We start from the raw sequence: 14,810 nt of genomic DNA, 5'->3' as shown, positions 1-14,810 counted from the left end.
GCGATCGAAACGCCGTCAGCCGGCGTGCCGCACCAGGGTGGGGGTCGTGGTGTCGGCGGTGTGGCGGCGCAGCAGGTCGATGAACTCCTGGTGCAGGGCCGTGGGCAGCCAGCCGGCGCGCATGGTCACCCCGATGGCCGGCGCCGGTCCGGCGGGGCCGAAGGGCAGGGCGGTCAGGTCGCTTTCGTGCATCACTTCGTACGAGGTCATCAGCGCCAGGCGGTCGCTGCGGAGCAGCAGGTGGCGGACGATCGGCAGGGCGCTGGTGGCGATCGAGGTCTTGGGACCCGGGCCGCCCTCGAACATCCGCTCGAAACAGGCCCGGCGGCTGGCGCCCGGCGTGCCCACGACCCAGTCGTATTGCAGCAGGTCCTCGAGCCGGATTTCGCCCTGCCGCGCCAGCTTGTGGCCGCGCCGGGCGACGACGGTGTAGGGCGTGCGCGCCAGGGCCTCGTTGACCAGGTCGTCGGCCGTGGTCTCCTGCACCAGGCCGATGACGAAATCGACCTCGCCGTCCCGCAGGCGCTTGAGCATCTCCGAGGCGCTTTCGTTGACGATCTTGACGTCGACCTTGGGGTTGGCCTGGACGAAGGCGTCGAGCACCGAGGCCAGCAGCATGCTGCCGCCGAACGGCATGGCGCCGATGGCGATCTGGCTGGCGACGCTGCCGCGCGCGGCCTCGATCTCCTGGATGCCCCATTCAATCTCCTGGGTGGCCAGCTTGATCCGGCGGCCGAACTCGACCCCGGCCGGCGTCACCATCACCCCGGCGGCGGTGCGGTAGTAGATCGACTTTTTGAGGTTGCCCTCCAGGTCGCGCGCCGCCCGTTGCAGCGAGGCCTGCGACAGCTCCAGCGATTGCGCCGCCTGGGCGAACGAGCCGCTTTCGACGATGGCGATCAGGCTGCGGGCCTGGGAGCGGGAGATGCGTTTGGCGATCACCGGCGCGGTGTCTTCGGGCACGCCCAGGATCGTCAGCGCCTGCTCGAACTGCTCGAACAAACGGGTGGTGCGGCGGTGGAAGATCTCGCCCAGCTCGTTGAGATAGCTGCCGCTGGCGCGGCGCTCCAGCAGGACGGCGCCGATCTGCTGCTCCAGCTTGGCCAGGGCCTGGGTCACGGCGGGCTGGGAGAGATTGCACTCCTCCGACGCCCTGCGGACGCTGCAAAGCCGCCCGACGCTTTCGAACAGCTTCAGCTGGCGAAAGCTCAGCGACGCGGCCCTGTGTTCAGGATCCATGTCGATCATTTTTCTTCCTCCGATCGCCAACGGGTAACAGGAATCAATCGGGGTGCAAGTCGGGCGGGGAGGGGGCGGATACGGTCGGTTCGGGCGTCGAACCCGTCGCGGCGGCGCCTCTGCGAGCCCGCGTCTCGTGAGTGAAAACAACGAAATCTCTCGGAGATTCCGCAGTCATTCCGGGCGCTTGGCTAGGGTGTTTGGTTGCGGCTGAAACGCGTGCATTTGCGCTTAAGTGCGACTTCAGGGTGATAAGAAACACGTCTCTAGACGCATGATCTATGAGGCCGTAAGGCGCAAAACTTATCGACTGTCGCGCCGAACCTATCGCCGCTCCCGCTCGCCGCCGATAGGAAATGGAGCGCGCCCTGAAGGTTTCGCGGCGCATCGGTTGCGATCATCCGAGCGTCAACGCCTCTGTCGGTGCGAACGGGGACGACGCTTGGTCCGATGACCGCCGGCCATTCCCCGGATACAGACAGATCCAAGGAGAGGAACTTTGGCCGGGAAGAAGGTGCCCCTTAAGATCGCCGTGGCGGAACATCCGCACACGTCGGCCATCCGCGACGGCTCGATCCCCATCGAGGGCGTCGAGGCCGAGATCATCACCGTCAAGCCGCAGATCGGGGCGTTCCGGCGGATGGTGCGCGACGTCGAGTTCGACGTCTGCGAGATCGCGCCCACGACCTACATCATCGCGCGGGCCTATGGCGCGCCGTTCAAGGCGCTGCCGATCTTCGTGGTCCGCCGCTTCCACCATTCGGGCATGCTGATCCGCCCCGACGCCGGCATCGTCACGGCCAAGGACCTGGAGGGCAAGAAGGTCGGGGTGCGCGCCTATTCCGTCACGACCGGCGTCTGGCTGCGCCAAGCCCTGATGGACGACTGCGGCCTGGACCCCTCGAAGGTCACCTGGGTGGTCGATGACGAAGAGCACGTGCAGCAACTGAAGCTGCCCGGCAACGTGATACACGCCACGCGCCCGCTGGCCGACATGATGGCCGACGGCGAACTGTCGGCCGGCGTCGAGGGCGCGGCGGGCATCGGCCGCACCGGCGCCCCAACCGGCGGCTGGCAGGAGGTCGAGGCCGACTATCCGGACCTGCTGCCCAACGCCGCCGAACTGGAAGCCGACTACTTCCGCCGCACCGGCGTCTATCCGATGCACGGCACCATCGTGGTCAAGGACTCGGTGCTTGAAGAGCATCCGTGGGTGGCCCAGTCGCTCTACAAGGCCTTCAAGCAAGCCAAGGACGAGTGGCTGGAGCGCGTGCGCGCCAACGGTCCGCAGAACGCCACCGAGAAGAAGTACGTCAAGCTGACCGAGATCGTCGGTCCCGACCCGCTGCCCTACGGCATCGAGGCCAACCGGCCGACCATCGAGGCGCTCGAGCGCACCGCCTACGCCCAGGGGTTGACCCCCAAGCGGATGAGCATCGACGACCTGTTCGTCGATCCGGACAAGCAGTGAGCGTTGGGGAAGACACGATCATGATCATCGATTGCCACGGCCACTTCACCACCGTTCCGAAGTCGTTCCGCGACTGGCGCCAGCGCCAGGTCGACGCCGCCGACAGCCCGTCCACCGCGCCGCCCGTCTCCGAGGCCCACGTCAGTGACGACGAGATCCGCGAAGGCGTCGGCAACGGCCAGCTCAAGCTCCAGCAGGAGCGGGGCAGCGACGTCACCCTGTTCTCGCCGATCGCCGGCCTGATGAGCCATCATCTCGGCAACGAGCGCACCAGCCTGCAGTGGGCCGAGGTCTCCAACAACCTGGTCAAGCGGGTGACCGAGATCTATCCGGACAACTTCGTGCCGGTTTGCCAACTGCCCCAGTCGCCCGGCGCGCCGCCGGCCAACTCGATCCCCGAGCTGCGCCGCTGCGTCGAGGAGCTGGGCTTCGTCGGCTGTAACCTCAACCCCGACCCGACCGGCGGCTACTGGACCGGCAAGCCGCTGACCGACCGCGAATGGTATCCGCTGTTCGAGGCCCTGTGCGATCTCGACGTGCCGGCCATGGTGCACGTGGCCGCCTCGTGCAATCCGAACTTCCACGGCACCGGCGCCCACTACCTGAACGCCGACACCTCGGTGTTCATGCAGATCCTGCAGAGCGACCTCTTCAAGGATTTCCCGACCCTGCGCCTCGTCATCCCGCACGGCGGCGGCGCGGTGCCCTATCACTGGGGCCGCTATCGCGGCATGTCGCTGGAGATGGCCAACCGGCCGCTGGAAGGCCTGCTGGACAACATCTTCTTCGACAGCTGCGTCTACCACCACCCGGGCGTCGACCTGCTGACCAAGGTCATCCCGTCGAAGAACGTGCTGTTCGGTTCGGAGATGATCGGCGCCGTCCGCGGCAAGGATCCCGACACCGGCTACTATTTCGACGACACCAAGCGTTACGTGGACGCGTGCGTCAGCCTTACCGAGGAAGACCGCTACAACATCTACGAAGGCAACGCCCGCCGGGTCTATCCGCGTCTCGACGCCCATCTGAAGGCGAAGGGAAAATAGGCTAGCATATCAAGGCCCTAGAAGGGCGCGGCGCGGTCGATCCGCGCCGCGCCCTTTGTCGTTCTGACCGGCTTTCGGAGCGGCCCGAAACTTATACCTCGCCGCATAGCTTCGACTGCTCCCGGCCTGCGATCTCGCGTTCCATGGCCCTCGAACAACGGCGGCGAACAACCCGCCGGAGGCCAGTCTAGGGAGCGCTTATGTCCTCGGTGATCGACATCCATCCGCACGTGATCTCGGATGACGAGGGCCGCTATCCGCCGGCGCCGCTGTTCGGCAAGCGCTCGGACTGGTCGCAGGAGCGCCCCTGTGTGGTCGAGACCCTGATCGCGGCCATGGACGAGGCGGGCGTGGCCAAGGCGGCCGTCGTGCACTCCTCCACCACCTACGGCTTCGACAACAGCTATGTCGTCGACGCCTGCAACCGCTATTCGGATCGCCTGATCGCCGTCGGCTCGGTCGATGTGCGTGCGCCCGACGCGGTCGAGACCATCAAGGCCTGGACCGACAAGGGCCTGGCCGGCCTGCGGATCTTCACCGGCGGCAGCACCAAGGACTTCGATCCCACCGAACTGGAGGACGAAAGCGCCTATCCGGCCTGGGAGCTGCTGGGGGAACTGGGCCTGACCATGTGCATCCAGACCGGCCCCGTCGGCCTGCCGCAGGTGCGGGCCCTGGCCGAGCGCTTCCCGAACGTGCCGATCATCCTCGACCACCTGGGCCGCCCGGAGGTCGCCGACGGCCCTCCCTACGCAGACGCCCAGAGCCTGTTCGACCTGGCTGACCTGCCGTCGATCTACATGAAACTGACGCCGCGGATCATGGGCGACAGCACCAAGGGCTCGGCTACGCCGGAAACCTGGTTCCCCAAGCTGGTCGAAGTGTTCGGCGCTCAGCGCCTGGCCTGGGGCTCCAATTTCCCCACTTCGCCGGGGACGCTGTCGGAGATCCTCGACACCGCCCGCCAGCGCCTGGCTACGCTTTCGCCGGCCGATCAGGAATGGGTCTTCGGCAAAACCGCCCAGACGCTGTATCCGAAGCTGGGCGCATAAGATGACAAACGCTCGGGAGGAAAACATGGCCAGCATCGATCCGGCCGCCACGGCCGCCCCTGCCGCCACCAAGGCGGTCGAGAACACCGCCTGGAAGCGGTGGGCCATTCTGGCGCTGCTGGCCGTCGGAGCGCTGATCGCCTTCGTCGACCGCACCAGCATCTCGTCGGCCTTGGCGGTGCCGTCGTTCAAGGCGCACTTCCATCTCTCCAACCTCGACCGGGGCTGGATCAACTCGGCGTTCTTCTGGTCTTACGCGGCCCTGCAGATCCCGATGGGGTGGGTGGTCGACCGCTACGGCGTCAAGGTGCCCTACACGATCTGCTTCGTGCTCTGGTGCCTCGCTTCGGCCCTGACCGGCCTGACGACCACCCTGGCGGCCCTGATCGTCATGCGCCTGATTGTCGGCGCTGCCGAGGCGGTGGTGGTGCCGGCCAGCTATCGCTGGATCCGCAACAACTTCCACGAGGGGCAGAGCGGCACGGCCGTCGGCCTCTACATGCTGGGCAACAAGTTCGGTCCCGCCATCGGCGCGCCGGTCGCGGCCTGGCTGATCGTCGCCTACGACTGGCGGGCGATGTTCGTGATCACCGGCGCGGTCGGCCTGCTGTGGCTGGTGCCGTGGCTGTTCGGGGTCAAGAACGACCTGCCGGCCAAGGGCGATATGGTCGCGGTGAAGGCCAAGGCCTCGGCCGTGCCGCTGAAGAACATCCTGGCCAGCCCCCTGGTCTGGGGCACGCTGGTGGTCAACTTCTGCTACAACTACTTCACCTTCTACTGCATGACCTGGATGCCGGCCTATCTGGTCGAGCATCGCGGTCTGACGCTGGAGAAGATGGGGCTTTACTCGTTCTTCAGCTTCGCCGGCATCGCCATCGTGGCGCTGGCCGCCGGCTGGACGGCCGACAAACTGATCGCCAGGGGCGGCGACGCCGTGGTGGTGCGCAAGAGCTTCGTGGTCGCCGGCTTCCTCGTGGCCTCGACGGTGATCCTGGGCGCCAAGACCGAGAACACGGCCCTGGCCCTGTTCTGGAACGTGTTCTCGCTGTCGGGCCTGGGCCTGGCCACCGCCAACAACCTGGCCCTCTGCCGCCTGACCCTGATCCCCAAGCCCGCCGTCGGCGTGGTCACCGGCATCCAGCAGGTGGCCGTCAGCTTGGCCGGCATGGTCGCGCCGATCCTGTCGGGCTGGCTGCTCGACGTCAGCGGCGGCTACACCGTGCCGATGTACGTGATCTTCGCCTTCCTGCTGCTGGGCGCCCTGACGACCCTGTTCGTCCTGCGCCGCGACTGGGCGCCGAAGGTGCCCGAGGGCGTGGTGGTCTGATCTGAATATCCCGGCGTGAAGCGATCACGCCGGGCCTGAAACGAATTGGCGGGGCCTGGGCGAAGTTCCTAAGGCCTCGCCGATCAAGGAGACGCGTATGGCCAAGATCGTATTTGGCATGGCTGTGCCGCACAGCGGCATGCTGGGGCAGGCGCCCGAGGACTGGCTGACCAACGGCGAGCGGGACCGCAAGAACCCCGAACTGTGGTTCCGCAACCGCACCTGGACCTATCCGGAGTTGGAGGCCCATCGCGGCGCGGCCTTCGAGCCGTTCCTGAGCATTGAGGAGCGCACCGAACGCGCCGGCCGCTGCCGCGCCGCGCTCGACAAGATGGCCGACGCCTACGCCCGGGCCAAGGTCGACGTGGCCATCGTGCTGGGCAAGGACCAGAAGGAGATCTGGCCCGACCAGTCGCCGTCGATCACCATCTACACCGGCGAGGACGTCCACAACGGCCCGCCGCAGCGCCCGGTCTACGCCCCCGACCACCACGTGGTGCACAAGGCCTATCCGGAGCTGGCGACCTATCTGATCAAGGCCTTCCAGACGGAGGGCTTCGACCTCAACGACCTGCAGGCCTGGCCCGACAACGTCTGGATGGAGCAGCGCCAGGGCATGAAGCCGGACTATCCGGTCGTGCCGCACGCCTACAGCTTCGTCTATCACCAGATCATGGGCGACCAGCCGCCGCCGCACGTGCCGGTGCTGTTCAACCTGTTCTATCCGCCGACCCAGCCGTCGATGAGCCGCTGCATCGAGTTCGGCCGCGTGCTGCGCGAGGCCATCGAGGCCTGGCCGGCCGACGTGCGCGTGGCGATCATCGCCTCGGGCGGGCTGTCGCACTTCGTCAACGACGAGGAGTTCGACCGCGACGTCATGGGCAAGCTGGCGGCCTACGACTACGACGGCCTCGCCGCGATCCCCGACGGCTACTACCAGTCGGGCACCTCCGAGGTGAAGATCTACAGCATCGTCATGATGGCTCTGCAGCATACCGGCGCCCAGATGACCCTGGTCGACTATGTGCCCTGCTGGCGCACCGCCGCAGGCACCGGCGAGGGCATGGGCTTCATGTACTGGAACCCTGAGGAGACCGCCGTCTCCGCCTGATCCTCCCGATCCTCTTCTCGAAGCGCATGAGGACGACTCGCGCGCGGGGGCTTGACCGGCTCCCGCGCGCTTTTTCTATCGGTGGGGAAGGTTCATCGATCAGGGCGAGACGGCCGCGCGGGTCTAGCTCAGTCGGACAGAAACCACGGGGAAGAACCATGACCGACACCCGCCTGAACGGCGTCATCCGCGCCTGGGAAGCCGGCAAGCCCGCCTTCACCTGCTTCGCCAAGGCCGACAAGCAGAGCGCCATCGACCTCTCGGACTCGCCCTATGATGGCCTGGTGTTCGAGATGGAGCACAATCCCTGGGACATGGCCGCCCTCGGCGATTCCCTGCAGTACCTGCTGAACCGCAAGCAGATCCATTCGGCGCCGACCTTGGCGCCGCAGGTGACGCCGATCGTCCGCGTGCCGGCCAACGGCGTCGAGATGAACCAAGCCTACGCCAAGCAGGCGCTCGACCGCGGCGTCTACGGCGTGATCTGGCCGCACATCAACGACGTGGCCCAGGCCTATAACGCCGTCGCCTCGTGCCGCTACGCCCGCCCCAAGAACGCCCCGCTTTACGAGCCGCGCGGCGTGCGCGGCGATGGTCCCGCCACCGCCGCCCGCTACTGGGGCCTGTCGATGGCCGACTACTACGCCAAGGCCGACGTCTGGCCGCTGGCCCCGCACGGCGAGCTGCTGGTCGGCCTGATGATCGAGAGCGTCAAGGGCGTCGAGAATCTCGACGAGATCCTGAAAGAGGTGCCCGGCATCGGCTTCGTGCTGATCGGGGAGGGCGATCTTTCCCAGGAGATGGGCTTCCCGCGCCAGTACGATCATCCCGACGTGCGCGATGCGATGAAGAAGGTCGCCGAGACCTGCGTGCGTCACGGCGTGCCGGTCGGCAATCCGCACACCAACGCCGGCAATCTCGAGCGCCTGCTGTCGGAGGGCTATCGCTGGCTGATGGCCGCTCCGCAGCGCTCCTACGGCGTGGTCGGCAAGGGCAAGGAACTGGCCGGCTACTGACGTCGGAAGGGCGTTTGACGCGCCCTCTCCACTACTCACCCGTCATTCCCGCCCTTGTGGCGGGAAACCCTCTATCGGCCGCAGATGCGAGTGAGGCGACGTGCTGAAACACGTCGCTTGCGCCTCACATATTAGCTGAACCAGGGGTTCCCGCCACAAGGGCAGGAATGACGGTCGAGGAGGGAGTTGGTTCAGAGAACATCCGGAAATCTATCACTTTCCGGCCCGATTGGATTGGAGGCAGCCCCCTCCGCCGTGGTCTCAACTTCCCATGATCGAACAAGACCCGGCCGCGTAATCGCCGGGGAACGGGGAGTGACCATGAACGGCGCCGAAAGCCTTGTGAACACGCTGGCCGACCAGGGCGTCGAGGTCTGCTTCGCCAATCCCGGCACCTCGGAAATGCACTTCCTGGCGGCGCTGGAAAATCCCCGTATCCGCAGCGTCCTGTGCCTGTTCGAGGGCGTGGCCACCGGCGCCGCCGACGGCTGGGCCCGGATGAAGGACAAGCCGGCCTCCACCCTGCTGCACCTGGGGCCGGGCCTGGCCAACGGCCTGGCCAACATCCACAACGCCAAGCGCGCCGGCGTCGGCATGGTCAACATCATCGGCGAGCACGCCGCCTCGCACCTGAAGTACGACGCGCCGCTGACTTCCGACATCCAGGGCCTGGCCCGGCCGCTGTGCCACTGGGTGCGCACCACCGACGGCTCGGAGTCCATCGCCGCCGACACCGCCGCCGCGGTCGCCAAGGCCAACGAAGGCCTGGTCTCGGCCCTGATCCTGCCCGGCGACGCCAGCTGGGGCGAGGCGGGCGAGGTTCCGCAGCTCCCCAAGCGCGAGCCGACCCGCCGCGCCCCGCCGGCCGACAAGGTCGAGCACATAGCCAAGGTGCTGCGGTCGGGCGAGCCGACCCTGATCATCTTCGGCGGCAAGTCCATGCGCGGCCGCTCGCTCGAGCTCGCTGGTCGCGTCGCCGCCAATACCGGCTGCCGCATCGCCACCCAGTTCTTCAGCGTCCGCATCGAGCGCGGCGCGGGCCGCACGCCGCTGGAACGCATCCCCTACGCCGTGAACCAGGCCGTGGCCTTCCTCAGCGGCTTCAAGCACATCGTCACGGTCGAGACCGGCGAGCCGATCGCCTTCTTCAGCTATCCCGACAAGCCCAGCGTGCTGAAGCCCGCCGGCTGCCAGGTGCACGAACTGGTCGCCAAGGACGAGGACAGCATCCTCGGCCTGGAGATGCTGGCGCAGGCCCTGGGCGCGCTGAAGACCGATCCAGTCCTCCAGGCGCGCTCGGAGCAGGCGGCCCCGCAGGGCGCGCTGAACCCCGTCAGCATCGCTCATGCGCTCAGCTACGCGATGCCGGAGAACTGCATCCTGGTGGACGAGTCCCTGACCACCGGCCGGGAGTCCATGGGCCTGACCGCCGGGGCGCGGCCGCACGACACCATCCAGAACATGGGCGGCTCGATCGGCTACGGCACGCCGGTGGCGACGGGCGCGGCCATGGCCTGCCCGGACCGCCGGACCTTCTGCATGGTGGGCGACGGCAGCGCCATGTACACGATCCAGTCGCTGTGGACCCAGGCCCGCGAAGGCCTGCCGGTGACGACGATCATCTTCGCCAACAACAGCTACGCCATCCTCAAGGCCGAATATTCGAACATGGGCGCGGGCGCCGCGCCGGGGCCGCGCGCCTTGTCGATGATCGACATCGGCAATCCGACCATCGACTGGGTCGCCATGGCCAAGAGCATGGGCGTGCCGGCGGTCAGCGTCGAGACGGCGGAAGACTTCACCCAGGCCATGATCAACTCCACCCGCGAGGCGGGCCCGGTGCTGATCGAAGTCAAACTCTAAAAGAACGAACCGGGAGGGACCGCGTCATGAGCGACGTTGCGACCGAAGTGCTGACCCTGAAGACCAACCTGGCCGACTATCCGGTGACCAAGGCCATGAAGGACGGCCGGGTGACGTCCGACATTGTCACCCTGGACTTCTGTGGCCCCGAACAGGCCCACAACGGCTTCAAGGACATGGTTCGCCGCAACCAGTACGACGCCGGCGAACTGGCGATCGTCACCTATCTGCAGGCCAAGTGCTACGGAAAGCCCTATGTGCTGCTGCCGGCCCCGATCTCGGGTCGCTTCCAGCACCATTGCGCCGGCTTCAACAAGGAACTCGGCCACCTCGACCCCAAGGACATCGAGGGCAGGGAAGTGGGGGTGCGCACCTACGCCCAGACCACCGGCCTGTGGATCCGCGGCGTGCTGCGCCACGAGTACGGCGTCGATCTGGACAAGGTCACCTGGCGCACCACCGGCGACGGGCACCTGGAGGAATACTCCGATCCGGCCAACTGCGTGCGCCTGCCCAAGGGCTCGGACATCGGCCAGATGATGCTGGACGGCGAACTGGCCGCCACCCTGCAGGGCGTCGACCTGCCCAAGGATCCGCGCGTGCAGTACCTGGTGCCGGACCCGTTCAACGCCGCCAAGGCCTGGTTCGAGCGCGAGCAGGTCGTGCCGATCAACCACATCTTCGTGGTCCATGAGGATGTCGCCAAGCAGCGCCCGGACGTGGTCCGCGAGATCTACCGGATGATCGTCGAGAGCCGCGCCCTGACCGAGGGCGGCCCGCCCGCCGTCTATCCGCCGTTCGGCCTGGAGGCCAACCGCAAGGGCCTGCAGCTGGCCATCGACTGGGCCTTCGACCAGAAGATCATCCCGCGCAAGCTGTCGGTCGATGAGCTCTTCGACGACCTCACGGCCAGCCTCGGCGCCTGATCCAGATTATCTCGGTTTCTTCGACGCCGGCGCGCCCGGACCTCGCGGTCCGGACGCGCCGGCGTTCGTCGTTGTGAAGTCGTCACAGAATATTTCTTGAGATTCCGGCCGGTCTCGGCGGCGAAAAATGAATAGGCCTGCCCGGTAAAGCAATCATCGAGCGAGCCGAAGGCGCGTCATCCTCCTGACGCTGCGTCAATGAACGCGGCGAACCATAAGAACAGGCCGACCGGACAGCGGATACGGCGTGGAGGGAACGATGAAGAACCTCGGAAGGACCGCCGTCTTTCTGGCCGGAGTCAGCGCGCTCGCGCTCGCCACCTCGGCCTTCGCCCAGACCAATCCGCCTGAAACCCCGCCCGCCGGCGACACCGTCGAGACCACCGTCGACGCCGTGGTCGTCACCGGCTCGCGCGTCATCCGCAACGGCGACGCCAGCCCGTCACCGGTCACCGTCGTCCAGGCCGACGACGTGCTGCGCGCGGCCCCTGGCAACCTAGCCGAGGCCCTCAATGTCCTGCCGGTGTTCGCCGGCTCCCGCGGGGCGGGGGTCAATCCCACTTCCACCGGCAGCGTCGGGGCCGGCAACGCCTCGGCCAACCAGCTGAACCTGCGCAACATCGGCGCCAACCGCACCCTGATCCTGCTGGACGGCCTGCGTGTGCCGCCGACCCTGCTGAACGGCGTCGTCGACGTTGATTTGATCCCGCAGATGCTGGTCCAGCGGGTCGACACCGTCACCGGCGGCGTCTCGGCCGTCTATGGCTCGGACGCGGTCACCGGCGTGGTGAACTACATCGTCGACAAGAAGTTCGAGGGCCTGAAGATGCTGGCCCAGGCCGGCGTCTCCCAGCAGGGCGACGGCGAAAAGATCGATGTCGGCCTCGCCGCCGGAACCCGCTTCGCCGGCGGCCGCGGCCATGTCGAGGCCAGCTACGAATATCGCGACGAGAAGGGCATCGCCTACCGCTCCGACCGCGACTGGATGAACGTCTGGGGCGTGGCCGGGGCCGGCACGGCGGCCAACCCCTATGTGCTCTACAGCGACCTGCGCCAGGCCGGCTTTCCGTTCGGCGGCCTGATCACCAGCGGCGTGCTGTCGGGCCAGACCTTCGCGAGCAACGGGACCCTGCGGGCCTTCGTTCCGGGCACGGCAACCGGTTCGGCGGCCCTCCAGGTCGGCGGCGACGGCGGCTATTATGACTCCTCGCTGCTGGCGCCGATGAAGGGCCACCAGTTGTTTGGTCGCGTCGATTACGACCTCACCGACAACGTCCACGGCTACCTGCAGGTCGGCGGCAACCTCAAGACCAACGCCAACTATTCCGACTATGTCCGGCTGACCAACATCACGCTCAGCTCGACCAACGCCTTCCTGTCTCCGACCTACCAGGCGCAGCTGGCCGGGGCGAACCAGTCGACCTTCCGCCTCAGCGAGCTGATGAGCAGCGGCGGCCGGCTGGAGGCGCGGTCGAAGTCCCGCCAGTGGATCTACATGGGCGGGCTGAACGGTTCGCTCGGCGACTACAAGTGGGGCCTGGACTTCACCCGCGGCCAGACGCGCCTGGGCACGACCCTGGCCAACAACCTCAACAACCAGCGCCTGGCCGCCGCCCTCGACGCCGTCGTCGATCCGTCCAGCGGCAAGATCGTCTGCAACGTCACCCTGACCAATCCGAGCCTGGCCCAGGGCTGCGCGCCGCTGAACGTCTTCGGCCCCACAGCCGCCAGCGCGGAGGCCATCGACTACGTCTTCCAGGAAACCCACTACACCGCGCGAACGGTGATGGACTCGGTGTCGGGCCACATCGACGGCTCGCCGTTCAGCACCTGGGCCGGCCCGGTCGGGATGGCGCTGTCGGGCGAGTGGCGCAAGCTGAGCTTCGAATCCGCGAGCGACGCGGGTCCGGCCGACGTCGTGAACTGCACGGGCATCCGCTACAACTGCAGCGCCGGTTCAGCCCTGTGGGCCCAGACCTTCGCCGGCAGCCCCAAGGTCAGCCAGACCGTCAAGGAGGCCGCGCTGGAGGCCGACGTGCCCCTGGCCGAGAACCTGCCGCTGATCCGCTCGCTCAGCATCAACGGCGCGGCCCGCTTCACCAGCTACGACACCAGCGGCGACTACTGGACCTGGAAGCTGGGCCTCGACTGGCGACTGAACGACACCGTGCGCCTGCGCGGCACCCGCTCGCGCGACATCCGCGCGCCGACGCTCTACGAGCTGTTCGCCCCGGTCAATTCGGTGCCGGTCAGCACCCAGGACCTGCTGACGGGGCTCAGCCCGACGGTGGCCTCGGTCGATCTGTCCAACCCCGACCTCAAGGCCGAGATCGGCGACACCGCCACCTTCGGCGTGGTCTGGAGCCCGATCCCGCGCTTTTCGGTGGCGCTGGACGCCTACCACATCACCGTCAAGGACGCGGTCACCCAAGTGAACGGCGCCACGGCCGCCTACCAGCGGGCCTGCTACGACAGCGGCGGGACCTCGCCGTTCTGCGCCTTGCAGGACCGCCTCAACGGCTATGCCGACAAGAGCGCCTCCAACGTCGTGCAGCGCTGGTACACCAAGTACTACAACATCGCCCAGGTCGAGACCTGGGGCGCGGACCTGGAGGTCAACTACGCCACGACGGCCTTCGACCGGCCCGCCTCGCTGCGCTTCCTGGCGGCCTTCCAGCCGCACGTCTACTACCGCCAGCCCGGGGTCACGACCACCGACCAGGGCGGGGTCGCCTTCGGTCCGCTGGGCGCGGCCGCCGGTCCATCGCTGCGCCTGACGGCGCTGGCCCGTTTCCAGCCGCTGGAGAACCTGACGGTCGACGTCATGCAGCGCTGGCGCGACGACATGAAGCTGGGCGGCGACCCGTCGCAGATCTGGGCGAACAACAAGATCGACGCCTTCGCCACCACCAGCCTGACCCTGACCTACCAGGCCGACACCCGGGCGGGGCGGACGGACTTCTTCCTGAATATCCAGAACCTGTTCGACGCCGATCCGCCGCCAGGGGCCTACGCCCTCAACGGCACGCGGGCGGGCCTGCGCGACGGCTACGCCATCGGCGACGACGTCATGGGGCGCTACTTCACGATCGGCGCGCGGCTGAAGATGTAGAGACGAACGAAAACGGCCGGAGAGCGTCTCCGGCCGTTTCACGTCATGAGAAATAGGAGGGGTCAGCCGACGGGGTGACCCTCGAACCAGAAGGCGGCCGAGGCCAGCATGAGCGTCCAGGCGGAGGCCGGGCGCGCGACTTGCGGGCGAGGGGGCTTCTGCGCCGGCGAACGCATGGAAATCGAGGCGCGGGGCGCCGTCGTGGCAATTGTCCTGGACACTTCCAACCCTCGTATTTTTCGCAAGTAGGCGCGGAAGGCGCGGGCGAAGCAACGGGGCGGGCCGGCGAGGGCCGTGGCCGTGCGCGAAACTTATCGCGCTGAACGACAAACTAATAGGTTGGCCGCATCATTGCGCGATCGGCGCCTCTCCATGCGAGAGCGCGGCCTGGACGCTGTCCTCGGGTTCCGTTCAACGCACAGGCGGCGGAAGCGTTGAAACCGTGTGGAACATCTTGCGCAGGGTCGGTCGAACGCCAGACCGGCGTTCTCTATCTTATTGAATTTAAAGAAGGAAAATGGTGGATGCTGCAGGGATTGAACCTGCGCCCCCCTCGGTGTGAACGAGTTCCACGCGGGCGGAAAATCGTTATATTTTATAGGGTCTTATGGGGTTTCGTGACGAACTTTTCGATCTGATTTTAGCTC

10 protein-coding genes are annotated in these 14,810 nt (G+C 67.0%); 9 read left to right on the top strand and 1 reads right to left on the bottom strand.

The features are described 5' to 3' along the window. Positions 1-15 precede the first annotated feature (15 nt). Positions 16-1,248: a LysR family transcriptional regulator gene (locus AC07NS_RS12920; RefSeq protein WP_494603755.1), complete on the bottom strand. Its 1,233-nt coding sequence runs from the start codon at positions 1,246-1,248 to the stop codon at positions 16-18. Between the two features lie 490 nt (positions 1,249-1,738). Here AC07NS_RS12920 and AC07NS_RS12915 point away from each other — a divergent pair, with 490 nt between their 5' ends. The 9 genes from AC07NS_RS12915 (at position 1,739) to AC07NS_RS12875 (ending at position 14,163) form a co-directional block, all read left to right on the top strand. Then, on the top strand, positions 1,739-2,710 hold the full coding sequence (locus AC07NS_RS12915; RefSeq protein ID WP_494603753.1) for an ABC transporter substrate-binding protein: 972 nt from the start codon (positions 1,739-1,741) through the stop codon (positions 2,708-2,710). Between the two features lie 20 nt (positions 2,711-2,730). Continuing rightward, positions 2,731-3,756, top strand: coding sequence for an amidohydrolase family protein (locus AC07NS_RS12910; RefSeq protein ID WP_494603751.1), 1,026 nt, complete (start codon positions 2,731-2,733; stop codon positions 3,754-3,756). Positions 3,757-3,956: 200 nt separating this feature from the next. Next, a complete protein-coding gene (locus AC07NS_RS12905) occupies positions 3,957-4,808 on the top strand; it encodes an amidohydrolase family protein (protein WP_494603747.1) in 852 nt (283 codons plus the stop codon). Between the two features lie 25 nt (positions 4,809-4,833). Next, positions 4,834-6,135, top strand: coding sequence for an MFS transporter (locus AC07NS_RS12900; RefSeq protein ID WP_494603745.1), 1,302 nt, complete (start codon positions 4,834-4,836; stop codon positions 6,133-6,135). A gap of 97 nt (positions 6,136-6,232) precedes the next feature. Continuing rightward, positions 6,233-7,246 (top strand): DODA-type extradiol aromatic ring-opening family dioxygenase, encoded by a 1,014-nt coding sequence (locus tag AC07NS_RS12895; protein WP_494603743.1) that lies wholly within the window; start codon positions 6,233-6,235, stop codon positions 7,244-7,246. Between the two features lie 158 nt (positions 7,247-7,404). Beyond that, on the top strand, positions 7,405-8,262 hold the full coding sequence (locus AC07NS_RS12890) for an HpcH/HpaI aldolase family protein (RefSeq protein WP_494603741.1): 858 nt from the start codon (positions 7,405-7,407) through the stop codon (positions 8,260-8,262). Positions 8,263-8,583: 321 nt separating this feature from the next. Further along, the gene (locus AC07NS_RS12885) at positions 8,584-10,125 is read left to right on the top strand and encodes an acetolactate synthase large subunit (protein ID WP_494603739.1); all 1,542 of its coding nucleotides are present in this window, start codon (positions 8,584-8,586) and stop codon (positions 10,123-10,125) included. A 26-nt stretch (positions 10,126-10,151) separates the two neighbouring features. Further along, on the top strand, positions 10,152-11,051 hold the full coding sequence (locus tag AC07NS_RS12880; protein WP_494603738.1) for a substrate-binding domain-containing protein: 900 nt from the start codon (positions 10,152-10,154) through the stop codon (positions 11,049-11,051). 259 nt (positions 11,052-11,310) lie between these two features. Then, positions 11,311-14,163, top strand: a complete 2,853-nt coding sequence (locus AC07NS_RS12875) for a TonB-dependent receptor plug domain-containing protein (protein ID WP_494603736.1) — start codon at positions 11,311-11,313, stop codon at positions 14,161-14,163. The last annotated feature ends 647 nt before the right edge of the window (positions 14,164-14,810 follow it).

The sequence above is a fragment of the Caulobacter sp. GW821-FHT10A10 genome (assembly GCF_059415745.1).
This window is presented reverse-complemented; position numbering and strand designations above follow the sequence as displayed.